The sequence below is a fragment of the Collinsella sp. 1033st1_E11_1033SCRN_220408 genome (assembly GCF_039062465.1).
Classification (GTDB): Bacteria; Actinomycetota; Coriobacteriia; order Coriobacteriales; family Atopobiaceae; genus Parolsenella.
Window position 1 is genome coordinate 32,131 of the sequence record NZ_JBCLNF010000006.1, and the last position, 22,122, is coordinate 54,252.

Consider the following 22,122-nt stretch of genomic DNA (forward strand, 5'->3'; position numbering starts at 1 on the left):
ACGCATGACCTCGCTCGCTACGCGCCATGTCATGCAGGCGAATAAGTCGAAGAACACGAAGCCCGAGCTCAAGGTTCGTGTGGCTCTCCGTGAGGCGGGCCTTGGCGGTTATAGGCTCCACTGGAAGGCCGCTCCCGGCAAGCCCGACGTGTCCTATCCGGGCAAGCGCGTCGCCATCTTCGTGAACGGCTGCTTCTGGCATCGCTGCCCCTTCTGCTCGACGCGCTCGCCCAAGAGCAACGTCGAGTTCTGGGAGGAGAAGTTCGCGCGTAACCGCGCCCGCGACGAGCGTGACGTAGACGAGCTCGTTCGCGCCGGATGGACGGTCCTCGTGGTCTGGGAGTGCCGCCTCAAGCGCTCTTGGGCGGAGTCGACGCTTGCCGAGCTCGTCCGTGAGGTGCGGCTCGCCGGTGTGGGTACCGCGCGCCCGCGTGCGGGCATATCCCCTGTCTCGAGTGAGGGCGTGCGCCCGAATCTCGTCTGGCCTCGTGGCGGTTCTGTGATAGTTATCGGCGCTCGCTCCACGCGTAGGCGTGTTCTCGCAGCTAGAAAGGTTCGCATGCGTCATAGTGGAAAGGGTGGCCCGCGAAGGGCCCACCCGCGTCGCCGCTAGCATGCTTGGAGGAGGCGAGCATGTCGATCTACGTCACATCCGATATCCACGGCCATGTCCATGCGTTGGACGAGGCGCTCAATGCCGCCGCTCCCGGTGGCGGTGACGTCGTCTACGTGCTTGGTGACCTGGTCGATCGCGGACCAGACCCCCTTGGCGTCATCTCGCTCGTGCGTTCGATTCCTGGCGTGCGCGTTCTCTTGGGAAACCACGAGCGCCTTATGCTCAATGCCATCGCCGCGACGGGAGATCCCGTTGACGGCGAGTTCTCGACCGCCCGTCTCGACTCCTCAAACTTCGTCGACTGGCTGAACTGGGTGCAGAACGGCGGGTCCGCGACGGCTTCCCAGCTTGAGACCCTCGATGCCGAGAGGTACGCGGAGGTGCTTGCCTGGGTCGCGGGGCTTCCGCTCTATGACGTGGTGCGCGCCGGCGAGCGCGACTACATCCTCACACATGCTGGCATCAACAGCGCCGACTCTCAGGCATGGCGTGCGGACAACCCCGAGGCCGATCTCTCTGACTACGCGGTGCTCGAGAACTACCTAGCCCAGCGCGACGAGGAGGAGCTCCTCTGGGTGCGTGACTGGTTCTGGGGCATGCCCACCGGCCTTGTGGACTCCCAGGGCATGGGCCCCGTCGTCGTTGCTGGCCATACGCCTTCGATTTACCTTTCCCGCCACTCTGACGACATGACCTCAGACTTCATGACGGAGGATGGCCACGGGAAGATTGTCGAGCTTGGCGCCCGGCCCGAGACGGGCGGTGTCGCGGACCGCATCGATATCGACTGCGCCGCCGCCGCGGGCTGGCCCGTCGGCCGCGTCGGCATCCTGCGCCTCGACGATCGCGAGGCCTGGTATGCAGACGTGAGGGAGGGGGAGTAGTGGAGGCCGCTCGCGTCCGTGCCGCCAATGCCTCCGAGGTCGTTTGCGCCGCGTGGGCATCGGAGCTTGTCCGTGGCGCCGCATGGCTCGAGGACGTGGGTGCCAAGTGGGTGCGCCCGCATCGCTTCTGGCCCGAGCAGGAGCGTGCCCTCGGTAGCTGCGCCGCATGGTATCCCGGCATCTATCGGCAGATGGCGCCGTGTTGTGCGGGTGTCCGTCTCGAGTTCGAGACAGACGCGAGCGAGCTCGTCCTCGAGATCGCCCTCGATGCGGAGCCTGCGGCGACGTCTCGCGTGCTTGCAGGTGTTGCCGAGAAGGGCCTCCTCGCCCCGAGCGCGCATGACGCGCTTGCGGTGGACGTCGATGGGAAGTGTCTCGCGGACGTTCCGCTTGACGGGGTCGAGCTGCCTGCCGAGCGCGGGACTCGCGGCAGCGAGGTCGCCTTCGAGCTTGCTGCCGGTGCCGCCTCGGGCGACCTGCTCCAGCTCCCGGGCTTTGCGGATGCGAGCCGCGTCTGCGTGTGGCTTCCCGCCCTGAGGGGAGCCGGGCTTGGCCGTGTCCGCGGAAACGGCACCTTCCTGCGCCCGGTGGAGCGCGACGTGCCCGCCCGCCGTCTCCTCGTTCTCGGCGACTCCGTGGCCCAGGGCTTCGTGTGTGACTCTCCCGCAGCCTCTTGGCCCTCCATCGTCGCCCGTGAGCGTGGCCTTGAACTCGTGAACCAGAGCGTCGGAGGTCAGGTCTTTCAGCCGAGCGCTCTCGTGGGCCTCGACCGTCTTGACGCCCCGGATGTCGTGATCGTGGCGCTGGGGGCAAACTACAGCTACGGCCGGGCCTCCGTCGCAGTCGTTTCTCGCGAGGTCGCCGAGTACCTTTCGCGCGTTGACGTGCTCTGGCCGGATGCCTCGCTTCTCGTCATGGTTCCACCTGCTGGGGGAAAGACGTCCGTGCCTGGTAGCTGCTATCCTTTCATCGGCAAGATCATCGGCGACGCCGTCGCTCGCGTACGCGCCCGTCGCGTCTCTGAGGGGCGCGCCGCGGTGTATGAAGTCGTGCAGCCGGAGCTTGGCGAGGAGCTCCTCTCTGACGCGGATGGCCACCCAACGGCGGAAGGCTCACGTATTCTCGCGGACTTCGTCGGCGCCCGCCTCGACGAGTTGCTCGAATGCACTTGCCTGCGCGACTTTGGCCAGTTCGGCCGTTGTGGCGCCTGCCTTGGTACGGCTGCAACCCCAGAAGATGCCATCGCGGGTGAGCAAGACGATGACCCCGCGGACTCGATTAAAGACGAGGAGTAACCCATGACCGAGAATGCCACCAGGAATCCCATCGCCTCTCTGGCCAGCGAGGCCTTTGCCCATGAATACGCTCGTCTCCTTAAGGATTCCGAGGACGTCTCCCACGACCTCGCCTGGGCCGAGAGCTACCTCGCGAGCACCCGCGCGGGCCTCGGGGACGAGCCCGTTGCCTGGTCGAGCGAGCCCGTCTTCGTTGACGGCAACGGCCTAGAGCGGCTCGAGACCTTCTCCAACATCGCCTATTCCGTCCTCGACAAGGCATTGCGTGCCTTTCGCAACAACGGGGACTTTCGTGCCCTGTTTGGCATGGACGCCGCGACGGAGCGCCTGTGCTGCCTCGATACCGGCTATGAGCGCCAGGCGCCCATCGTGCGCTTCGACATCGCCTTTGGCGATGACGGCGCCGCCCAGCTCTTCAACGTGGCGACTGCTGCGGCGAGGGGCGTCGTCGACGCTGACGAGGTGACGCGCGCCTGGAGGCGCTCCAGCATCTTCACCGAGTTCGAGCGTCGTCACCAGACCTTGTCCGCCTTTGACCTTACCGAGGCGTGCGTCGACTCCGTGCTCGACGTCTACCGCGCCTGGGCGGGCCCGGGCTTCCCGGACACCAACCCCGGCGACGACTACACCTACGGCGATGAGACGATGAGCCTCTCCATCGTGGGCGACCGCGCAAACACTGACATGAACGAGATCGAGCGCTTCATCACGCTCTTCCGTGACCGTGGCGTGCACGCTCGCTTCGCCGACGTCTCCGAGCTTTCGATTCGAGAGGTGCGTCCGGGCCGCGTCCGCCTCGTCGACGGTGACGGCCCCATCGCCTGCGTTTGGCGCCGCGTCGACCTCGGGAGGATTCTCGAGATTGGCGGAGCGGGCCTCCACGCGCTTGTCCAGGCGGCGGAGCGCAACGTCGCCTGCCTCGTGGGCGGCATGCGCACCTGGCCGCTGGCGTCTCCCCAGTTCGTCTCCGCTCTCACGAGCGAGGCCTTCTCCCGTGAGCTCTCCTCGAGCGAGCTCGAGCTCGTGAGGGGCTTTGCCTCCTGGAGCGATGCGCCGGAGCATGGCTGCGACACGCTGAGCGTCTTCGTCTTCAATGGCCGCTTTGCCGGCATGAGCGTCGAGACCGACGGGCTCCGTCGTCCCTGCTACCTCGTCTAGGATTAGTGTCCGCGGCGTGGTGTAGAGTGGGGAATGTCATCGACGACACCTCTGGAGGAGCCATGTCCAGTCGCATCAATCTCTGCGCGCCCACGCTAAGGGAGACCCTCTCGAGTGAGGTCGCCGCCGCCGTGCTCGAGCAGCGCTCGCACGGGGGCATGAGTCCCTACGCCACTCCCAACGAGGCGGCCGTGCGCCGTCGCGATGACGCACGCGACCGCGATGGGGCGGAGCGCCCGGCTTTCATCCGTGACTCGGAGAAGATCATCCACCTGCCCGCCTATAACCGTCTGGCGGGCAAGACGCAGGTCTACTCGCTGCGCGCCAACGACGATATCTCGCGTCGCGGCCTCCACGTGCAGCTCGTGAGCCGCGTTGCGAGGGACATAGGCCTGTCCCTCGGCCTCAACCTCGACCTCATCGAGGCGATCGCCCTCGGCCACGATGTCGGCCACACGCCGTTCGGCCATGCAGGAGAGCGCTTCCTGAATGACGCCTACCATGCGCGCACGGGCCGCTGGTTCTTCCACAACGTCCAGAGCGTGCGCGTTCTCGATGTCCTCTCCGGGCGTAACCTCGCCCTCCAGACGCTCGATGGCGTGATCTGCCACAACGGCGAGTGCGAGCGCCAGGTGTTCGAGACGAGCGACCTCTCGAGCTTCGATGACCTTGATGCCGTGGTCTCCGGCTGTTGGAAGACGGGGGAGGGCGCCATCGGCCATCTCCGTCCCATGACGCTCGAGGGGTGTGTCGTCCGCGTGAGCGATATCATCGCCTATGTGGGTAAGGACCGCCAGGACGCCATCGCCGCTGGCTTCGTGACGGAGGATTCCTTCGACGATGGCCTTGGCGGTGCCTATAACTCGTGGGCCCTCGGTGCCTTCATCACGGACATCATCGAGCATAGCTTTGGCCGTGACCGCATCGAGATGAGCGAGGAGGCCTTCGCGGAGATGCGCCGCGCCAAGCGGGAGAACTTCGAGAAGATATACAACGCGAGCGAGCTCAACGGCGAGCGCGCGGAGGAAATCTCTGCGCTCTTCGCCCGCGTGTACGATCGCATGCTCGATGACCTGCGCGCCGGTGACGAGTCGAGCCCGATCTTCCGGCACCATATCGTCGACGTCGAGCGAGCCCTGTCATACTACGGCCAGACCTATCGCTGGCAGGACGACCTCGACCTCACGGTGGTCGATTACATCTCCAGCATGACAGATGACTACTTCGTTGCCCTCGCGCAGAACCTCTTCCCCGAGTCCGAGGCCCTGTTCCGCCGCCGCGGCTACTTCTGCTAGCTCACGCCGCCGGCTACGTCATACAATCGGTCCCATGGATACTCTTTTTTCAGAAGTTGAGCGCTACAAGCGCAACATGAACGCGCCCCTGGCGGTTCGCATGCGCCCCCAGACCCTCGCGGATTACGTGGGCCAGGAGCAGGCGGTCGGCCCGGACTCATGGCTGCGCCGTGCCATCGAGCATGACGTCCTCTCGAGCGTCCTGCTCTACGGCCCCGCCGGCACCGGCAAGACGACGCTTGCGCGCATTATCGCCAACACCACTCACGCGGAGTTCGTCGAGGTCTCGGCGATCACGGGCACGGTCAAGGACCTCCGTCGCGAGATCGAGGCGGCGGAGTCCCGCCTCATGACGCGCGGCCTGCGCACGATACTCTTCGTGGACGAGATCCATCGCTTTAACCGCTCCCAGCAAGACGCCCTGCTCCATGCGGTCGAGGATCGCATCGTCATCCTCGTGGGCGCCACCACGGAGAACCCTTACTTCGAGGTGAATTCCGCCCTCATCTCGCGCAGCCGCGTGGTCGAGCTGATTCCTCTCGATGACTCCGCGATTGGCCTTCTGGTGGACCGCGCCCTCGCGTCCGAACATGGCCTGCGCGGCCTGTTCTCCCTCGATGACGACGCTCGCACCGAGATCGTTCAGCTTGCCGGTGGAGATGCGCGCTCCGCCCTGACCACGCTCGAGCTCGCGAGCCAGATGGCACTTCCCGCGGGAGCGAAGGTCACGCCCGAGGGGGAGATCCTCCTCGAGGGTGGCTCCATGCTCGCGCGCGACGCCGGCGATTCTGAGGCGCCTCTCCGCATTACCCGCGAGAACGTGACCGAGGCAAATCCCCGCCGTGGGCTTCCCTATGACAAGTCCGGCGACATGCACTACGACATCATCTCCGCCTTCATCAAGTCGATGCGCGGCAGCGACCCGGATGCCGTCCTCTACTGGCTCGCCCGCATGATCGACGCGGGGGAGGACCCGAAGTTCATCGCCCGTCGCATCATGATCCACGCGAGCGAGGACGTGGGCAACGCGGATCCGCAGGCGATTCTCGTGGCGGAGGCCGCCTTCAAGAGCGCCGAGGTCATTGGCTATCCGGAGTGCCGCATTAACCTCGCCCAGGCGGCGCTCTACGTGTGCCTCGCGCCTAAGAGCAACGCCTGCGAGGCGGGTATCGACGCCGCGCTCGCCGAGGTCCGCCACGGGCCGCGTCGCGAGGTGCCCAATCACCTGCGTGACCGTCACCGTCCGGGCTCGGATTCCTATGGCCCCTACCTCTACCCGCATAACTATCCGGAGGGGTGGGTCGAGCAGCAGTACCTGCCGGACGGTCTCGAGCGTGGCCAGTTCTTTAGCCCGAGCGGTCGCGGCTGGGAGGCCTGGCGACTTGACGTCACGTCTTCCGGTCGAACGGGGGCGACGCCGCGCGAGGTGGAGGTTCCGCCCGCGTCTGCCGGGGATGGCTCGGCCGCGTCGACGCGCCAGGTGCCCGAACCTGCCGCACCGGCACCCCAGGCTGCTGGCGCCGCTGCGCCCGAGCCCGCATCGCCCGAGGCAGGCCAGGCGTCTGCGCCGGAGTCCCAAACCCAAGACAGCGCCGAAGAGTAGTCTGCGCGCGGACGGGTAGAATGTCCCCTAGCCATTGCACGCCCGCGCAGGCGGGCGCACCCAACTCGTGAGGAGCCACGATGTCCACTGAAGGATTTGCGCTTGACCCTATGACGATCGCGCTCATTGTTCTTGTCATCGCCGGTGTTTGGGCCGTGGTCGAGCTCGCGCTCACGCTGCGCCAGACCCGCAAGAGCGTCTCTGAGCTCACGGATTCCGTGAACGAGACGATTGCGGACATCCGCCCCGTCGTCGCCAAACTCGATGGCGTCGCCGACGAGCTGCCGGCTGCCGCCAAGCAGATCGAGCCCATTCTCGAGAAGGCCTCCACCACGGTCGACCTCATCAACGTTGACCTCGTTCGCGTCGAGGGCATCCTCTCGGACGTCAACACCGTGACTGATACGGGCGCGCGTGCTACCGGCGCCGTCAGTGGTGCCGTCGAGTCCGTCGCCACGGGCGTCGCCGGCGCGCTGGGTAAGGTCGCTGGCAAGGTTTCCGGCCGCGCCAGCGCCAAGATCTCCGCTCCTGCCGCCACCGGCGCGCTCGATGCCCCGGCTCCTGCAGAGCCTGTGAACGTCGAGAGGGTCTCTGGTGACGAGGGCTACTTCACCTATCCTTCCGCTCCCGCCGCGGATGTCCCGGCAGAGCAGGTTCCGTCCGTTTCCGATGATGCCTCCTGCGAGGCGCCGGCAGAGCCCTCCGCGGCCGCCGAGAAGGCTGAGTAGATGATGGCAACGACAGAAGAAGAGCAGCAGATGCCCGTTTCCCTTTCCGTTCCCGCGAGCGCCTCGTTCGCGCGTCCCGTGCGCATGCTCGCCGCGAACCTCGCCGTGCTCGCCGGCCTCTCCGTCGACGGCGTCGAAGACGTCCGCATGGCCGCCGAGGAAGCCTTCGTGTGGTGCTGCGCCACCAAGCCCGAGGCCTGCGAGGTCAGCTTTGACGCGAGCGGAGACGCCCTCACCATGACCTTTGCCCTTGGCGAGGCCGAGCCGGAGGATGACCAGATCGCCACGTATGCGGAGCTCATCCTTACCGCCGTCTGTGACGAGTGCGAGCTCGATGGCGAGGCACACACGCTTTCGCTCACGCTCCAGAAGAATGTGGATGCCCTTGATGCCTAGTGACTCCAGAGAGCTTACGAGCGAGCAGCGAGCCCAAGCGCGTCGCGAGGCTGCCGCTGCCGTGCGTGACCTGCCTGCCACCCCAAAGGGCAAGCTGGCTTGGGACAAGGAGCGCACCCGTGAGCTATTCCGCCTTTATAAGGAGGAGGGAGACGAGGACGCCCGAGACGAGCTCATCATGAGTCACCTCAACCTCGTTCGCTTCCTCTCCGCAAAATTCAAGAACAGGGGAGAACCCCTCGATGACCTCGTCCAGGTGGGCACGATCGGCCTTATCAAGGCGATTGACCGCTTCGACCCCGAGCGTGGCCTCGAGTTCACCACCTATGCCACGCCCACCATCCTGGGAGAGATCAAGCGTCACTTCCGCGACAAGGGCTGGAGCGTCCGCGTGCCGAGGCGTCTGCAGGAGCTCTCTGCCAAGGTCAACCAGGTGACGGACGAGCTCACGAAGGAGCTCCAGCGCTCGCCTTCGACCGAGGAGGTCGCTTCTCGCCTTGGCGTGAGCGTCGACGAGGTCCTCGAGGCGATGGAGTCCTCGAGCGCCTATAGCTCCGTGCCTCTCGAGGGCGGGAACAACGAGGACGAGGACGCCCCCGCTGTCATCGACCACTACGCGAGCGTCGACCAAGACCTCGCCGCCTCGGACGACCGCATGGTCATCGAGGACACGATCCGCGAGTTCTCCCCGCGCGAGCAGGAAGTCGTCCGCATGCGCTTCGACGAGGGCCTCACGCAGGTCGAGATAGCCAAGCGCCTGGGAATCTCCCAGGTCCAGGTGAGTCGTCTTCTGCGTCGCACGCTCAAGAAGCTCCAGGACAAGATCGACCCGGAAGGCCTTATGCGATGAGCCTACAGAAACTAACCTCCGAGGAGCGAGAGGAGTCCTATCGCTCCACGAGGCTCGTTGCCGTACGCGTGTGGGCTTTCATCGGTTGTGCCATTGCGTTTGCCATCATCCTCGCGGTCCTCGGGCGTGTGAGCTCTGCGGTCATCTGCCTTTCCGTCGGTGCCATCGTGGGGTTCATCTGCAGCTCGATCACCAACTGGTTCGAGCGCCGTGGCGTTAGCAGGGGCATCGGCGCCCTGCTCTCGCTCGTGCTGGTCATCGGCGTGGTCCTCGCGTTCCTCATCTGGCTGGTGCCACTGTTCGTCGGCCAGCTGAGCCAGATGCTCGACCGCGTTCCCTCGCTGTTCGCGCAGTCCCAGGAGTTCGTGCAGCATCTCTTCTCTTCCTACGGCTCCGCCGAGACCACGGACTTCCAGGCCAACGTCCAGTCCCTGCTTGTTGGCCTTACCGATGTGGGCACCACGCTCGTGAGCAAGCTCGCTGGCTGGCTTTCCCGGGCGTTCGTCCCCAACGTCATGAGCCTCGTGAACACCATCGTGATGTCGTTCCTCGGCCTCTTCATGGCCTATTGGTTCGCGAAGGACTATCCGCTGATCATGCGCGAGCTTGGCGTCATCGCGGGTCCCCGCCACGCCGAGGACCTCGCGCTCCTCGTCGCGGTCCTCGGACGCTCCGTCGGCGGCTACATGCGCGGCATCGTGGTCACGAGCATCATCGACGGCGTCCTGGCCTACATCGGGTTCACGATCTGCGGGAACCCCTATCCTGGCCTGATGGCCCTCGTCGCGGGAGTCCTGCATTTCGTCCCCGTCATCGGTCCCTTCACGGCCTCGTTCCTCGCTGCGCTCGTCGGCCTCCTCGTGAATCCCGTGGTCGCCTTCTGGTCATTCGTGCTTTCTGACATGGCGCAGAACTTCACGGATAACGTCCTGAGCCCCCTCGTGATGCGTAGTGCCGTCAAGATCCATCCCGCCATGAGCCTCATCGGTGTCACTGTGGGCGCAAGCCTTGGTGGGGCGCTGGGCATGGCTCTGGCCGTGCCGCTTACCGCCGCCGTCAAGGGCGCCTTCATCTACTTCTTCGAGAACAAGACGGGCAGGCAGCTCGTGAGCTGGGAGGGTGCCTTCTTCAAGGGCACGCCCTTCCACCACCCGGATGGCACGCCGGTGCCCTCGTTTGACGCCCTCGACGATGACTCCTTCCTCGAGAGGTCCCTGATCATCGACCCCAGCACCATGGACGGGGTGGAGGCGGAGGAGCGCCCTGACGCGGAGAAGCCCATCCTCGCGGAGACTCTCCGCCAGCAACTCGAGGAGTTCAAGCGCCTGCGCAAGTAGGGCGTCGGATGATGCGGGCGTTCGCGCGCCACGTTGCACGGGGAGCGGCGCGGCAGGCGCGCTCAATCGAATCTTGTGAAGGGTCGGGGCTCAGCTCCGGCCCTTCGTCGTTTCCATTCATCCGCGTAGTCGCTCGCGGTATACTTACGAGCTGTATGCGCTGACACCACCCGATCGTAGGGGAGAGATATGAGCACCGCCGATTTCCCGTCCATGACCACCGCCGAGATTCGCTCGACCTTCCTCAAGTTCTTCGAGGAGCGCGGCCTGAAGCTGTATCCCAGCTCCTCGCTCGTTCCTGATGACCCCTCGCTGCTTCTTGCCAACGCTGGCATGAACCAGTTCAAGGAGTACTACCAGGGCAAGAAGACGATGAAGGAGATCGGCGCCTGCAGCTGCCAGAAGTGCGTGCGCACCAACGACATCGACTGCATCGGCGAGGATGGCCGTCACCTCTCCTTCTTCGAGATGCTCGGCGACTTCTCCTTCGGCGGCGTTTCCAAGGAGCAGGCCTGCGCCTGGGCCTTCGAGCTCATCACCGAGAAGTTCCACCTCCCGGTCGAGCGCCTCTACTTCACCATCTTCACGGATGACGACGAGACGCATGACGTCTGGCGCAGCCTCGGCGTCCCGGAAGATCACATCTCCCGCCTCGGCGAGGATGACAACTTCTGGGCCGCTGGCCCCACCGGTCCCTGCGGTCCCTGCTCCGAGATTTACTTTGACCAGGGCGAGGACGTGGGCTGTGGCAAGCCGGACTGCGCCCCCGGCTGCGACTGCGACCGCTTCCTCGAGTTCTGGAACCTCGTGTTCACCCAGTTCGACCGCCAGGAGGACGGCTCTCTGCCGGAGCTTCCGCACCGCAACCTCGACACGGGCATGGGTCTCGAGCGCATGGCCGCCATCATGCAGCACAAGAGCGCCAACTATGACGGCGACCTCATGCAGAGCCTCATCGCCCTCGGCGAGGAGATCTCCGGCAAGACCTATGACGCCAACGATTACTCCGGCGCCTCCCGCAGCCTCCGTATCATCGCGGATCATGCCCGCGCCGTTGATTTCATGATCTCCGACGGCATCCTGCCGGGCAACGAGGGTCGCGAGTACGTCCTTCGCCGCCTGCTTCGTCGCGCCGTGTTCCACGGTCGCCTGCTGGGCATCGAGGGCGCCTTCCTCACCAAGTTCATCGATGAGGTCAACCGCCTCATGGGCGAGGCCTATCCCGAGCTTCTCAAGAACGTCGCGCTCGTGAAGGGCATCGTCGCCGCCGAGGAGGAGCGCTTCTCCACCACGCTCGACACCGGGCGCACCTATCTCGACGAGGCCATCGCCGGTCTTGCCGAGGGTGCGGTCCTTCCGGGCGAGGTCGCCTTCAAGCTGCACGACACCTACGGTTTCCCCATCGACCTCACGGTCGAGATTTCCGCCGCCGCCGGTCACGACGTCGACATGGACGGCTTCGACGCCTGTATGACCGAGCAGAAGGAGCGCGCTCGCGCCAACGCCAACCGCGATGCCTGGGGTGACTTCAACAACGTCTGGACCGAGCTCTCCGATAAGCTCGCCGCCACTGAGTTCGAGGGCTATGACGCGAACGCCGTCGAGGATGCCCGCGTCGTCGCCATCGTCGCGAACGGCGAGTCCGTCGAGCGCGCCGAGGCTGGCGCTGACGTCGAGGTTATCCTTGACCGCACCCCGTTCTACGCCGAGATGGGCGGCCAAGTGGGCGACACCGGCACCATCAGCGCCGAGGGCGTCAAGCTCGAGGTGAGCGACACCAAGAGCCACAACGGCCTCTTTGCCCACATGGCTCACGTCGCCGAGGGCGCCATCTCCGTGGGCGACGTCGTCTGCGCTGCCATCGACGCTCACCGTCGCGAGCTCATCCGCCGCAACCACACCGCCACGCACCTGCTCGACGCCGCGCTCAAGACGGTTCTCGGCGAGCACGTCAGCCAGGCTGGCTCCCTTTGCGACGATTCGCGCCTGCGCTTCGACTTCACGCACTTCGAGGCCCTCACGGCCGAGCAGCTCCACGAGGTCGAGGACCTTGTGAACGTCGAGATCTTCGCCGCCAAGCCCGTCGTGACCCGCGTCTGCAGCATTGACGAGGCCAAGGAGGCCGGCGCCATCGCCCTGTTCGGCGAGAAGTACGGTGACGTCGTGCGCATGGTTTCCGTTGGCAACGAGGACCAGCCATTCAGCCGCGAGCTGTGCGGTGGCGCCCACGCCCGCAACTCCTCTGAGCTCGGTCTCTTCAAGATCGTCTCGGAGAGCTCGACTGGCTCCAACGTCCGTCGTATCGAAGCCGTGACGAGCCTTGGCGCGCTTGCCTGGCTTGACGAGCGCAACGACGCCCTCGACGCCGTCGCCTCCGAGCTCAAGTGCCGTCCCGAGGACGCCGCTAACCGCATCGCGGACATGAAGGCCGCCGCCCGTGACCTCGAGGGCAAGCTCAAGCAGGCCCTCCTCGGCGGTTCCTCTGACAAGATCCAGACGGCCATGGCCGCCGCCATCGACTGCGGCTCCTACAAGGCGGTCATCGCTCGCATGGACGGCCTGGAGGCCGGCCAGCTCCGCGAGGCCTGGGACGCCATCCGTGACAAGGCCACTGGCGACGTCGCGTGCTTCCTCGCCACGAACACGCCCGAGGGCAAGGTCGCGCTCCTCGCGGCCGCGACTGACGGTGCCGTTGCCGCTGGCTTTGGCGCTGGCGACGTGATTCGCAACGTCGCCAGCTACGTTGGCGGCCGTGGCGGTGGACGCCCGAACATGGCCCAGGCTGGCGGCAAGGATGCCTCCGGCATCGACGACGCGCTCGCTGCCGCCCGCGAGATGCTCTCCTAGGGCTCGCGTGGCTTCGCTCACTCTCACATATGACCACCTCGCCGGTGCCGTCGCGGGAGCCCTCTCATGAGGGCCCTCGCGCTCGACATCGGCGAGGTGCGTATCGGCATCGCCGCGAGCGATGCCTCCGGCCGTGTCGCCAGCCCCGTGAAGGTGCTGCCCGCGGCCGAGGTTCTCTCGTGCGCGAAGACGTTCCGTCGCATTCTCGAGGACTATGAGCCTGAGGTCCTCGTCTGCGGGCGTCCTCAGACGATGTCTGGTGAGGACGGTCCCCAGGCGGAGCGCGTCATGGCTCAGGCTCGCTCCATCGCAAAGGCCTGCGACCTCCCGCTTGAGTTCGCTGACGAGCGACTCTCCAGTTCGGAGGCAAAGAGGATCCTGCGTGAGCAGGGCCTCAACGAGAAGCAGATGCGTGGCAAGGTCGACATGATTGCCGCGTCCCTCTTCCTGCAGGCCTGGCTTGACTCGCGAGGGTCGGGCGACAGGTAGTCTACGCGCCCGCCGGCGCAGTTCGGAAGGTCACCTATGGCAGATTCCCAGAGGCGCCGTCGAGGCTCCCACTTCTCGAGCGACGCGGCTTCTTCAGGCACTCGTCGTGCGTCGCGTCCTACGGGTTCGGGCTCGCAGGTCTCTCCGTATGCCGCCGGCTCTCGTCCGGCTGCCTCTTCCCACGTTGCTGGCGCGCGTCCGGCTGCCAACCGCACCGCGCGCCCGGCTGCTACCCGTTCCTCGCGCCCCGCAAATGCGGGCCGTCGCTCTTCCGCCACTGGCATGCAGAGCCTCGCCACGCCTCGCACGCGCTCTCAGCGCGCCGCGTCTGCCCGCGGTGGTCACTCGCGCAAGGGTCCCGTTCTGGCTGCTCTGATCGTTCTCGTCGCAATCGTTGTGGCAGGCGTCGTCTTCGTGCCGCGCCTCCTCAAGAAACCCAGCCAGGGTGACCTTCCCAACCAGGGCATGCAGGTTGAGGTCGTCATCGACGACGGGTCCGGAGCCATTGCCATCGCCTCGAAGCTCAAGGATGCCGGTGTCATTGCCAGTTCCGATGACTTCGTGGCCGAGGTCAGGAAGCAGGGGGCGGACTCTTCTCTCAAGAGCGGTGCCTACATGTTCACCGTGGGCCAGAGCTTCGATTCGATCATCGACCAGCTCGTATCCGGTCCCAACTCCACGAGCGGGGCGTTTACGATTCCGGAAGGCCTGACGGTCTCCCAGGCCGCGGCGGTCGTCTCCCAGACGTTCTCAAGCATCTCCTCTGACGATTTCCTCGCCCAGGCAAAGGCCTCCAACTACGTCGCGGACTACCCCTTCCTTGCCGACGCGCAGGATGACTCGCTCGAGGGCTTCCTTTGTCCCAAGACCTACAACTTCTCCGGCAAGTCGAACGTCACCGCGGACGACGTTATCCGTGCGATGCTCGACCAGTACAAGTCCGACGTCATGTCGCTCGACTTTGACAGCGCCAAGTCCCTGATCAAGGACCGCTACGGCATTGACATGAGCGACTATGACTTCCTCAAGCTCGCGAGCATCATCGAGCGCGAGGCCGTGACGGATTCGCAGCGTCCCAAGGTCTCCTCCACGTTCTACAACCGCCTCAAGATCGGCATGGCGCTTCAGAGCGACGCCACGATGATGTACGTCACCGGCGGAGAGGTCACGGCTGATGACCTCAAGCAGGAGAGCCCCTACAACACCTACCTCAACAGCGGTCTCACCCCGACGCCCATCTGCTCGCCCTCCCTCGATTCGATCAAGGCGGCGCTCTCTCCGGACGAGACTGACTACCTGTACTTCTACATCACCCAGACCGACGAATGGTTCTCGGCTACCTATGACGAGCACCTACAGGCAATCGAGGCGAATCGCTAATGGCACTGGTTAAGCCCTGGAGGCGCGAGCCTGACGTCGCGTCCATCGGCGTCGACGGCCTCGTCGAGGCTGGCGTCCGCTGTGTCCTGATCGACCGCGACAACACCGTCGTCCCGCGCGACACCAAGCAGGCCCCGGAGTCTGCCCTCGCGTGGCTTGACGCCCTGCGCGCGGCGGGTATCAAGGTCTGCATGGTCTCGAACAACTTCCACTCCCGCGAGGTCGAGGAAAGCGCAAAGGAACTTGGCTGCGAGGTCGTGCATCATGCCATGAAGCCGGCGCCCTTCGCGGTGCGTCGCGCCCTCAAGCTCATGGGCGCCACCGCCGACGAGGCGGTGCTTGTGGGCGATCAAGTCTTCACGGACGTCATGGCCGGCAACCTCGCTGGCGTGCGGCCCATCCTGGTTGACCCGCAGAGCACGACGGACCTCTGGTACACGCACATCTTCCGCGTCTTCGAGCGTGCGATCGGCGCCCGGAAGTAGCCTTGGGTATGGCGATCTGCGCGGCCTCGCTCGTCCTCGCCATGGGCGTCTCCCTTTGGGCTGCCGTGGTCGATGCCCGGGAGCGGACGATTCCCAACGCCGCATGCGTGGGTGTTGCCGTCTCTGGCCTCGTCTTTGGGCTGGTGCGTGCTCGAACGGGCCTGTTGCCCGCATTTCCGCCGCTTACGCGTTGTCTCGCCGTCGCCCTGTCTGAACTTGCCGCCGGGACGCTTCTCGAGCTGGGCTATCGCCGTCTCTCGGGCCGTGTTGGCATGGGCCTGGGAGACGTCAAGTTCCTCTCCGCATGGGGCTGCCTCATTGGCGCTTGGGACCTCGTCGGGTTTGCGCTGGCATGCCTCGCGGGCGCGTTGTTATCCTTCGTTCGCGGCGAGCGGACGTTCGCCCTCGGGCCCTGGCTTGCCGGCTCCTTCTGCCTCGTCGGAGTCGCCCTCGCCCTCACAGGTCTCACGGCTTGCTAGAATCGCATAGTGCGGTGCGTATGCGCCGTTGGGATTTGTCCTAAGCGAAGACCGAGGGAGGCGAAGACGATGACGGGGATACCCACTCTGCCGCAAGGCGGCCATAAGCGTGCCCATCATGGCTGTGACCACGTCTTTTTCATCGGCTTTCTCGGCGCTGGCAAGACGACGGTCGCCCGTAACCTCGGCAACATGTTTCATCGTGACTTCGTCGACGTCGACCGCATGGTCGAGCGTGAGCTTCACGCGAGCGTCTCCCGCATCTTCGAGACGCGTGGCGAGGCGGCGTTCCGCGAGGCGGAGACCCGCTCGCTCGAGAGCCTTCGCGACAAGCGCAGCCTGCTTGTGAGCTGCGGCGGTGGCGTGATCGAATCCGAGGAGAACGCTCGCATCATGCGCGAGATGGGTAGCATCGTCTATCTAGACGGCACGCTCGAGGACTCGCTCCGTCAGATCCGTAGGCCGGATAAGCGCCCGGACCTCGGTGACGCCGAGCATGCTCGCGCGCTCTACGCGCATCGCCGTCCGCTCTACGAGGCGGCGTGCGACTATCGCGTGGTTATTTCCGGAAAGACGTTCCAGGAGGTCGCCTACGAGGTGGGTGCCCTCCTTTGGGAGAAGGGACTCCTATGAGCGACCCTAAGAGTGACGAGTTGGAGACCGAGCCCGTCGTCGTGCCCATCCGCCGCCAGTCCATCGTACTGCGCTCTGGTGCCTGTGACATGCGCGTCGGTCCCGGCGTGGCAGACCAGCTCGGTCAGGCAACCAAGTCCGTCGCCGGCAAGCCCGGTCATACGCTCCTTGTCGCCGGCGACGACGTCTCTGGCGAGCTCGTGGAGCGCCTTCGACGCTCGCTCGTCGACGTGGGGTTCTCCGTCACCGTCCGCGAGGTCCCGTCTGGTCGCGAGAGCCGCAAGCTCGTCCACGCGATGCGCCTCTATGACGAGTTCGCTGCCGCGGGCGTGACGCCCGATGACCCGGTTGTCGTCGTCGGCGACGCGGACGTCCTCTCGCTCGTCCTCTTCGCCGCCGCCACCTGGCAGACGGGCTCTCCCGTCGTCTCCGTGCCGACGACGCTCGATGGCATGGTCGACGCCCCGGTGACGCCCCGCGCCATCGACTCCGCCTCCATGCCCGAGTCCCTGCGCACGCGCGCCAACCTGCGCTTCTCGCTCTGTGACACCGACCTTCTCCCCGCGGCCGCGGACGACCCCACCACGCTCATGGCGTATGCCGTGCTCGTTGCCGGCGCCGTCGCGGCGGGGGAGAGCGCCTTCTCTGACCTCGCGGTTCGTGCGGATGGCATCGTCTCCGCGGACGCCGCCACGCTCGTTGACGAGATCCTCGACATCACCAAGGCTCGCACGCGCGTCGCGAGCTCCACGGCGCTCGCCATGCGTCAGGGCATACTCTATGGCCTGTCCGTGGGGCGCGCCCTTGGCGCTTGTCTGGCGGAGCAGGACGACAAGGGCGGCCAGCTCGCCGTTGAGCGCGAGGTCTGCGAGGGCCGTCTGCTTGCCGAGGGCCTCCGCATCTCCGCACGTCTCGCCGCGGCTCGCCAGACTCCTGACCAGGCGGTCGTTGACCTCGTCTTCGCGCAGGACGGCCTGCTCGAGAAGCTCGGCCTGCCGGAGGTCGCCTGCAACGTCGACCCGGAACGCCTGCTCGAGGCCCTGCGCGCGGACGAGTTCGCGCATTCCAATCGCTTCATGCCCGCGCTTCCCCTCGGTTTTGGCCGCGTGAGGCTCTGCTCCGTCGAGGACGAGACACTGCTCGCGCATCTCTCCGGCTGGTGCCGCGCTCGTAGGAAGCTCGCGCGAAGGCTCGCCAGGCAGGCCGAGGAGGCCGCTGCCGCCGAAACCTCCGCCCCGAGTGACGCCGTCGCTGGTGACGCTGCTGCCCCTGAGGCACCCGCCGCTGAGAACGCTGTCGCCCCGGCAGGTTCCTCCGCCGACAAATAGCAAAACTCGCGCGCCGTCTCCCGAGGCGGCGCGACGTCCGTTCATACGTTTATAAAACCCGTGGAAAGGGATTCACATGGCAGATGAGAAGTCTTGCGCCAAGCGCGTCGCCCGCCTTCGCGAGCTCATGGAGGATCGTGGCTATGACGCCGTTGTCCTCCGCAACAACCCGGACCTCCGCTGGCTCACCGGTTGCGAGCGTACCTTCGATGACGAGACGGCCCACACCGTCGTGATCACCGCCGATCGCCAGATGCTCCACACCGACTCCCGCTACTACATCACCTTCTGCGAGCGTCTTGGGCCCGATACCGCTTGGGAGCTCGATGAGTCGCCGGTCACCGGCGAGCTCTGGGCCGCTGCCTGCGTCGTCGCCGCCCGCGCCCGCGTGGTCGCCGTTGAGGACACCTGCACGCTTGCTTTCTATGACGAGTTTAAGCACCAGCTCGCCGCTCACTCCGTTGCTCCTGCAACCCCGCGCCTGCACGGCGACCTCGTGAACATCCGCGCCGTCAAGGACGCCGAGGAGATCGATCTCATGCGCCAGGCGCAGAAGATCACCGACGATGCCTTCACGCACATCTGCGGCTACATCAAGCCCGGCATGACCGAGCAGGAGATCCGCGCCGAGCTCGAGAACTACATGCTCTCCAACGGTGCGAGCGCGCTTTCCTTCGGCTCGATTATTGCCTCCGGCCCCAACGGTGCCAACCCCCACGCCCAGCCGGGCCCCCGTCCCGTTCAGGAAGGCGACATGATCGTCATGGACTACGGCTGCTGCGTCGCCGACTACCACTCTGACATGACCCGCACGGTCTGCCTGGGCGAGCCCTCTGAGGAACAGCGTCACGTCTATGACGTCGTGCGCCGCGCCCACGAGGAGTGCGCTGCCATGGCGCGTGCCGGCGTCATCGGTAAGGACGTCTACGACCACTCCGTCAAGGTCATCTCTGACGCCGGCTATGGCGATTACTACAAGCACGGCCTTGGCCACGGCGTTGGCGTGGAGATTCACGAGGAGCCGAACTTCAACCGTCGTAACCTCGAGCCGATTCCCGCGGGTGCCGTCATCACGATCGAGCCGGGTATCTATCTGCCGGGCAAGTTCGGCATCCGCCTCGAGGACTTCGGCGTGGTGACCGAGGACGGATATGAGCCGTTCACCGAATCGACCCATGACCTCGTGGTCATTCCGTGCTAGGAGACGCTCCCTGGGAGAGCCTCTGACCTGCGGAGAGCTGAGTTATTTCAGGCTTGTTAAACCTCGGACCCAGTGGAACTATTCCGCAAACGGTTGCTTAAATGACCTCACGCGAGTGAACATCACCTGACATATCAGGCTTATTCAGCCCGACTACCGATGATAAAGATGCTGGTAGTCGGGCTGATGCTATTTAAAAGAAACCCTTTATTATGAGCGAAATACCTTTCAAGGATATGGAGAAAGATAACGTAAGGCCAAACCCAATTATTCTCCATAGTTAAAGCTATAACCAATATGATTGTGTCTTGTCTCAAATGGACCACATATCTGCATGGGAGGTAGGAATGGTAGGTATCGTCCTAGCAAGTCATGGCGAGCTAGCGGCAGGCGTGCGGCAGACGAGCTCCATGGTCTTTGGTGACCAGGAGAACGTTGTCGTCGTGAGCCTCGAGCCCTCCATGGGCCCTGATGACTTCAGGGCCAACCTCGAGAAGGCGGTCGCCACTCTCGAGAACCAGGAGCAGGTCCTGTTCCTGGTCGACCTTTGGGGAGGCACGCCGTTCAATCAGACGACCGCCTTCGCCAAGGGGCACGACACCTGGGCAATCGTGACGGGCCTCAGTCTGCCGATGGTCATCGAGGCCTTCTCGGCACGCTTCGATCCGTCTAAGACCGCCCACGAAATCGCGGCGCACATCGTTGGCGAGGCGCGCAAGGGCGTCCGCGTCCTGCCCGAGGAGCTCGAGCCCGCGCCCGAGGTCAAGGCGGCTCCTGTTGCCAAGGCCGGCGCCATCGCGCCGGGGACGGTGCTCGGCGACGGCAAGATCGACATCGCCGCCGTCCGCATCGACACGCGTCTGCTCCATGGTCAGGTGGCAACTGCCTGGACCAAGCAGATCACCCCGAACCGCATCATCGTGGTCTCCGATGGCGTCGCTCACGACGAGCTGCGCAAGACCATGATCGAGCAGGCGGCGCCTCCGGGAGTTCCGGCCAACGTCGTCCCCATCAGCAAGATGGTCGAGGTCGCCAAGGATCCGCGCTTCGGCGCCACCAAGGCGTTCCTGCTCTTCGAGACCCCGCAGGACCTCCTCAGGTGCATCGAGGGCGGCGTTGACATCAAGAAGGTCAACATCGGCTCCATGGCGCACTCCGTGGGCAAGGTCGTGGTCACCAACGCTATCGCCATGGGCGAGGATGACGTGAAGACCCTCGAGGAGCTCAAGGCCAAGGGTGTCGAGTTCGAGGCCCGCAAGGTTCCGTCTGACTCCTCTGAGGACATCGACGCAATGCTCAGGAAAGCCAAGGCCGAGCTGGCCGAACAGGCAAAGTAAGGGAGGGTCTAACACATGTCTCCGATTACCATCGCGCTCGTCGCAATCGTTGCCCTGCTTGCAGGCATGGAGGGCATCCTCGACGAGTTCCAGTTCCATCAGCCGCTAGTCGCGTGCACGCTGATCGGCCTCGTCACGGGCCACCTCCAGGAGGGCATCCTTCTTGGCGGTTCGCTCCAGATGATGGCTCTCGGCTGGGCGAACATCGGTGCCGCCGTCGCCCCTGACGCGGCTCTCGCCTCGGTCGCCTCTTCGATCATCATGGTGCTCGCCCTCAATGGCGGCAGCGTCGACTCCTCTACGGCCATCACGGCCGCCATCGCCGTGGCCGTGCCGCTGTCCGTCGCCGGCCTCTTCCTGACGATGATCTGCCGCACCATCGCGACCGCCATGGTCCACGGCATGGACGCGTGCGCCGAGAAGGGCGACTTCGCGGGCATCGAGCGCTGGCAGGTCGCCGGCATCCTCATGCAGGGCGTCCGCATCGCCATCCCCGCCGTCATGCTCTGCATCATTCCTGCCGAGGCCGTGACCAACGTCCTCAATGCCATGCCTGACTGGCTCTCCGGCGGCATGGCCGTCGGCGGCGGCATGGTCGCCTCCGTCGGCTACGCCATGGTCATCAACATGATGGCCACCAAGGAGACCTGGCCGTTCTTCATCCTCGGCTTCGTCCTCGCCGCCATTTCGCAGCTGACGCTCATCGCCCTCGGCCTCATCGGCATCTCGCTCGCCCTCATCTACCTCGGCCTCAAGGACATGGCCAAGCAGGGCGGCGGTAACGGTGGGTCCGGCGACCCGCTCGGCGACATCCTGAACGACTACGAGTAGGAAGGGGGAGTGATCACCATGGCAGAGAACAAGGTTCAGCTTACTAAGTCCGATCGACAGAAGGTCTGCTTCCGTCACCAGTTCCTCCAGGGCTCGTGGAACTACGAGCGCATGCAGAACGGCGGTTGGTGCTTCGCGATGATCCCCGCGATCAAGAAGCTCTACACCGACAAGGACGACCAGATCGCCGCCCTGAAGCGTCACCTCGAGTTCTACAACACGCACCCCTACGTGTCCGCGCCGGTCATCGGCGTCACGCTCGCCCTCGAGGAGGAGCGTGCCAACGGTGCCCCCATCGACGACGTCGCCATCCAGGGCGTGAAGGTTGGCATGATGGGCCCGCTCGCCGGCGTCGGCGACCCGGCCTTCTGGTTCACCCTTCGCCCGATCCTCGGCGCCCTGGGCGCTTCCATCGCGCTCTCCGGCAGCATCATGGGCCCGCTCCTGTTCTTCTTCGCGTGGAACATCATCCGCTATGCGTTCCTGTGGTACACGCAGGAGTTTGGCTACAAGGTGGGTTCCTCCATCGCCAAGGACCTCTCCGGCGGCCTCATGGGCAAGGTGACCGAGGGCGCCTCCATCCTTGGCATGTTCATCATCGGTTCGCTCGTTGAGCGCTGGGTCTCGATCTCCTTCACCCCGATCGTCTCCCAGATCACGCAGTCCGAGGGCGCCTACATCGACTGGGCGAGCCTGCCCGCCGGTTCTGAGGGCGTCAAGGAAGCGCTGACGGCGTACAGCTCGATCGGCGCCACCGCGCTCGACCCGGTCAAGACCACCACGCTCCAGGCAAACCTTGACCAGCTCATTCCTGGTCTCGCGGCCGTCGGCCTGACGCTTCTGGTCTGCAAGCTCCTCAAGAAGAAGGTCAGCCCGATCGTCATCATCCTCGCCCTGTTCGCCGTGGGCATCGTGGGCCGTCTGCTCGGCTTCATGTAGGATATGAGACG

At 65.2% G+C, this 22,122-nt stretch carries 21 protein-coding genes; all 21 read left to right on the forward strand.

Annotation, left to right across the window (positions count from 1 at the left end; all coding sequences use genetic code 11):
• Positions 1 to 4: 4 nt before the first annotated feature.
• The 21 genes from ABCN07_RS05965 (at position 5) to ABCN07_RS06065 (ending at position 22,111) form a co-directional block, all read left to right on the forward strand.
• Positions 5 to 613 carry a very short patch repair endonuclease gene (locus ABCN07_RS05965; protein ID WP_343005824.1) on the forward strand — a complete coding sequence of 203 codons (609 nt, stop codon included), beginning with the start codon at positions 5 to 7 and terminating at the stop codon, positions 611 to 613.
• A 20-nt stretch (positions 614 to 633) separates the two neighbouring features.
• Positions 634 to 1,500, forward strand: a complete 867-nt coding sequence (locus ABCN07_RS05970) for a metallophosphoesterase (RefSeq protein WP_343005825.1) — start codon at positions 634 to 636, stop codon at positions 1,498 to 1,500.
• On the forward strand, positions 1,500 to 2,795 hold the full coding sequence (locus ABCN07_RS05975; RefSeq protein ID WP_343005826.1) for an SGNH/GDSL hydrolase family protein: 1,296 nt from the start codon (positions 1,500 to 1,502) through the stop codon (positions 2,793 to 2,795). The genes ABCN07_RS05970 and ABCN07_RS05975 overlap by 1 nt, the downstream gene beginning before the upstream one ends.
• Positions 2,796 to 2,798: 3 nt before the next feature.
• Positions 2,799 to 3,953, forward strand: coding sequence for a hypothetical protein (locus ABCN07_RS05980; protein WP_343005827.1), 1,155 nt, complete (start codon positions 2,799 to 2,801; stop codon positions 3,951 to 3,953).
• Positions 3,954 to 4,015: 62 nt separating this feature from the next.
• The gene (locus tag ABCN07_RS05985) at positions 4,016 to 5,248 is read left to right on the forward strand and encodes an HD domain-containing protein (protein ID WP_343005828.1); all 1,233 of its coding nucleotides are present in this window, start codon (positions 4,016 to 4,018) and stop codon (positions 5,246 to 5,248) included.
• Between the two features lie 34 nt (positions 5,249 to 5,282).
• The gene (locus tag ABCN07_RS05990; RefSeq protein ID WP_343005829.1) at positions 5,283 to 6,851 is read left to right on the forward strand and encodes a replication-associated recombination protein A; all 1,569 of its coding nucleotides are present in this window, start codon (positions 5,283 to 5,285) and stop codon (positions 6,849 to 6,851) included.
• A gap of 80 nt (positions 6,852 to 6,931) precedes the next feature.
• The gene (locus ABCN07_RS05995; RefSeq protein ID WP_343005830.1) at positions 6,932 to 7,579 is read left to right on the forward strand and encodes a DUF948 domain-containing protein; all 648 of its coding nucleotides are present in this window, start codon (positions 6,932 to 6,934) and stop codon (positions 7,577 to 7,579) included.
• Entirely contained in the window at positions 7,580 to 7,975 is a 396-nt protein-coding gene (locus tag ABCN07_RS06000) for an ATP-binding protein (RefSeq protein ID WP_343005831.1), read from the forward strand.
• Positions 7,968 to 8,825 (forward strand): SigB/SigF/SigG family RNA polymerase sigma factor, encoded by an 858-nt coding sequence (locus ABCN07_RS06005; RefSeq protein ID WP_343005832.1) that lies wholly within the window; start codon positions 7,968 to 7,970, stop codon positions 8,823 to 8,825. The genes ABCN07_RS06000 and ABCN07_RS06005 overlap by 8 nt, the downstream gene beginning before the upstream one ends.
• A complete protein-coding gene (locus ABCN07_RS06010) occupies positions 8,822 to 10,162 on the forward strand; it encodes an AI-2E family transporter (protein ID WP_343005833.1) in 1,341 nt (446 codons plus the stop codon). Before ABCN07_RS06005 ends, ABCN07_RS06010 begins: the two co-directional genes overlap by 4 nt.
• A gap of 189 nt (positions 10,163 to 10,351) precedes the next feature.
• Positions 10,352 to 13,009: an alanine--tRNA ligase gene (gene alaS / locus ABCN07_RS06015; RefSeq protein ID WP_343005834.1), complete on the forward strand. Its 2,658-nt coding sequence runs from the start codon at positions 10,352 to 10,354 to the stop codon at positions 13,007 to 13,009.
• Positions 13,010 to 13,075: 66 nt separating this feature from the next.
• On the forward strand, positions 13,076 to 13,498 hold the full coding sequence (gene ruvX, locus ABCN07_RS06020) for a Holliday junction resolvase RuvX (RefSeq protein ID WP_343005835.1): 423 nt from the start codon (positions 13,076 to 13,078) through the stop codon (positions 13,496 to 13,498).
• Between the two features lie 36 nt (positions 13,499 to 13,534).
• Entirely contained in the window at positions 13,535 to 14,878 is a 1,344-nt protein-coding gene (gene mltG, locus ABCN07_RS06025; RefSeq protein WP_343005836.1) for an endolytic transglycosylase MltG, read from the forward strand.
• Positions 14,878 to 15,363, forward strand: coding sequence for a YqeG family HAD IIIA-type phosphatase (locus ABCN07_RS06030; protein ID WP_343005837.1), 486 nt, complete (start codon positions 14,878 to 14,880; stop codon positions 15,361 to 15,363). The genes mltG and ABCN07_RS06030 overlap by 1 nt, the downstream gene beginning before the upstream one ends.
• A gap of 8 nt (positions 15,364 to 15,371) precedes the next feature.
• Positions 15,372 to 15,842, forward strand: a complete 471-nt coding sequence (locus ABCN07_RS06035; protein ID WP_343005838.1) for a prepilin peptidase — start codon at positions 15,372 to 15,374, stop codon at positions 15,840 to 15,842.
• A gap of 69 nt (positions 15,843 to 15,911) precedes the next feature.
• On the forward strand, positions 15,912 to 16,475 hold the full coding sequence (locus ABCN07_RS06040) for a shikimate kinase (RefSeq protein WP_343005839.1): 564 nt from the start codon (positions 15,912 to 15,914) through the stop codon (positions 16,473 to 16,475).
• Positions 16,472 to 17,803 (forward strand): hypothetical protein, encoded by a 1,332-nt coding sequence (locus tag ABCN07_RS06045; RefSeq protein WP_343005840.1) that lies wholly within the window; start codon positions 16,472 to 16,474, stop codon positions 17,801 to 17,803. The genes ABCN07_RS06040 and ABCN07_RS06045 overlap by 4 nt, the downstream gene beginning before the upstream one ends.
• Before the next feature lie 76 nt (positions 17,804 to 17,879).
• Positions 17,880 to 19,004 (forward strand): Xaa-Pro peptidase family protein, encoded by a 1,125-nt coding sequence (locus ABCN07_RS06050; protein ID WP_343005841.1) that lies wholly within the window; start codon positions 17,880 to 17,882, stop codon positions 19,002 to 19,004.
• A gap of 347 nt (positions 19,005 to 19,351) precedes the next feature.
• Positions 19,352 to 20,341 carry a PTS sugar transporter subunit IIB gene (locus ABCN07_RS06055; protein WP_343005842.1) on the forward strand — a complete coding sequence of 330 codons (990 nt, stop codon included), beginning with the start codon at positions 19,352 to 19,354 and terminating at the stop codon, positions 20,339 to 20,341.
• Positions 20,342 to 20,356: 15 nt separating this feature from the next.
• Positions 20,357 to 21,172 carry a PTS mannose/fructose/sorbose transporter subunit IIC gene (locus ABCN07_RS06060; protein ID WP_343005843.1) on the forward strand — a complete coding sequence of 272 codons (816 nt, stop codon included), beginning with the start codon at positions 20,357 to 20,359 and terminating at the stop codon, positions 21,170 to 21,172.
• Positions 21,173 to 21,190: 18 nt separating this feature from the next.
• Positions 21,191 to 22,111, forward strand: a complete 921-nt coding sequence (locus tag ABCN07_RS06065; RefSeq protein WP_343005844.1) for a PTS system mannose/fructose/sorbose family transporter subunit IID — start codon at positions 21,191 to 21,193, stop codon at positions 22,109 to 22,111.
• Positions 22,112 to 22,122: the final 11 nt, after the last annotated feature.

What these genes read in the sequence shown, in the direction of transcription:
- ABCN07_RS05965 (WP_343005824.1), top strand. Translation starts at nt 5, where the DNA reads ATGACCTCGCTCGCTACGCGCCATGTCATGCAGGCGAATAAGTCGAAG.
- ABCN07_RS05970 (WP_343005825.1), top strand. Translation starts at nt 634, where the DNA reads ATGTCGATCTACGTCACATCCGATATCCACGGCCATGTCCATGCGTTG.
- ABCN07_RS05980 (WP_343005827.1), top strand. Translation starts at nt 2,799, where the DNA reads ATGACCGAGAATGCCACCAGGAATCCCATCGCCTCTCTGGCCAGCGAG.
- ABCN07_RS05985 (WP_343005828.1), top strand. Translation starts at nt 4,016, where the DNA reads ATGTCCAGTCGCATCAATCTCTGCGCGCCCACGCTAAGGGAGACCCTC.
- ABCN07_RS05990 (WP_343005829.1), top strand. Translation starts at nt 5,283, where the DNA reads ATGGATACTCTTTTTTCAGAAGTTGAGCGCTACAAGCGCAACATGAAC.
- ABCN07_RS05995 (WP_343005830.1), top strand. Translation starts at nt 6,932, where the DNA reads ATGTCCACTGAAGGATTTGCGCTTGACCCTATGACGATCGCGCTCATT.
- ABCN07_RS06000 (WP_343005831.1), top strand. Translation starts at nt 7,580, where the DNA reads ATGATGGCAACGACAGAAGAAGAGCAGCAGATGCCCGTTTCCCTTTCC.
- ABCN07_RS06005 (WP_343005832.1), top strand. Translation starts at nt 7,968, where the DNA reads ATGCCTAGTGACTCCAGAGAGCTTACGAGCGAGCAGCGAGCCCAAGCG.
- ABCN07_RS06010 (WP_343005833.1), top strand. Translation starts at nt 8,822, where the DNA reads ATGAGCCTACAGAAACTAACCTCCGAGGAGCGAGAGGAGTCCTATCGC.
- alaS (WP_343005834.1), top strand. Translation starts at nt 10,352, where the DNA reads ATGAGCACCGCCGATTTCCCGTCCATGACCACCGCCGAGATTCGCTCG.
- ruvX (WP_343005835.1), top strand. Translation starts at nt 13,076, where the DNA reads ATGAGGGCCCTCGCGCTCGACATCGGCGAGGTGCGTATCGGCATCGCC.
- mltG (WP_343005836.1), top strand. Translation starts at nt 13,535, where the DNA reads ATGGCAGATTCCCAGAGGCGCCGTCGAGGCTCCCACTTCTCGAGCGAC.
- ABCN07_RS06030 (WP_343005837.1), top strand. Translation starts at nt 14,878, where the DNA reads ATGGCACTGGTTAAGCCCTGGAGGCGCGAGCCTGACGTCGCGTCCATC.
- ABCN07_RS06035 (WP_343005838.1), top strand. Translation starts at nt 15,372, where the DNA reads ATGGCGATCTGCGCGGCCTCGCTCGTCCTCGCCATGGGCGTCTCCCTT.
- ABCN07_RS06040 (WP_343005839.1), top strand. Translation starts at nt 15,912, where the DNA reads ATGACGGGGATACCCACTCTGCCGCAAGGCGGCCATAAGCGTGCCCAT.
- ABCN07_RS06045 (WP_343005840.1), top strand. Translation starts at nt 16,472, where the DNA reads ATGAGCGACCCTAAGAGTGACGAGTTGGAGACCGAGCCCGTCGTCGTG.
- ABCN07_RS06050 (WP_343005841.1), top strand. Translation starts at nt 17,880, where the DNA reads ATGGCAGATGAGAAGTCTTGCGCCAAGCGCGTCGCCCGCCTTCGCGAG.
- ABCN07_RS06055 (WP_343005842.1), top strand. Translation starts at nt 19,352, where the DNA reads ATGGTAGGTATCGTCCTAGCAAGTCATGGCGAGCTAGCGGCAGGCGTG.
- ABCN07_RS06060 (WP_343005843.1), top strand. Translation starts at nt 20,357, where the DNA reads ATGTCTCCGATTACCATCGCGCTCGTCGCAATCGTTGCCCTGCTTGCA.
- ABCN07_RS06065 (WP_343005844.1), top strand. Translation starts at nt 21,191, where the DNA reads ATGGCAGAGAACAAGGTTCAGCTTACTAAGTCCGATCGACAGAAGGTC.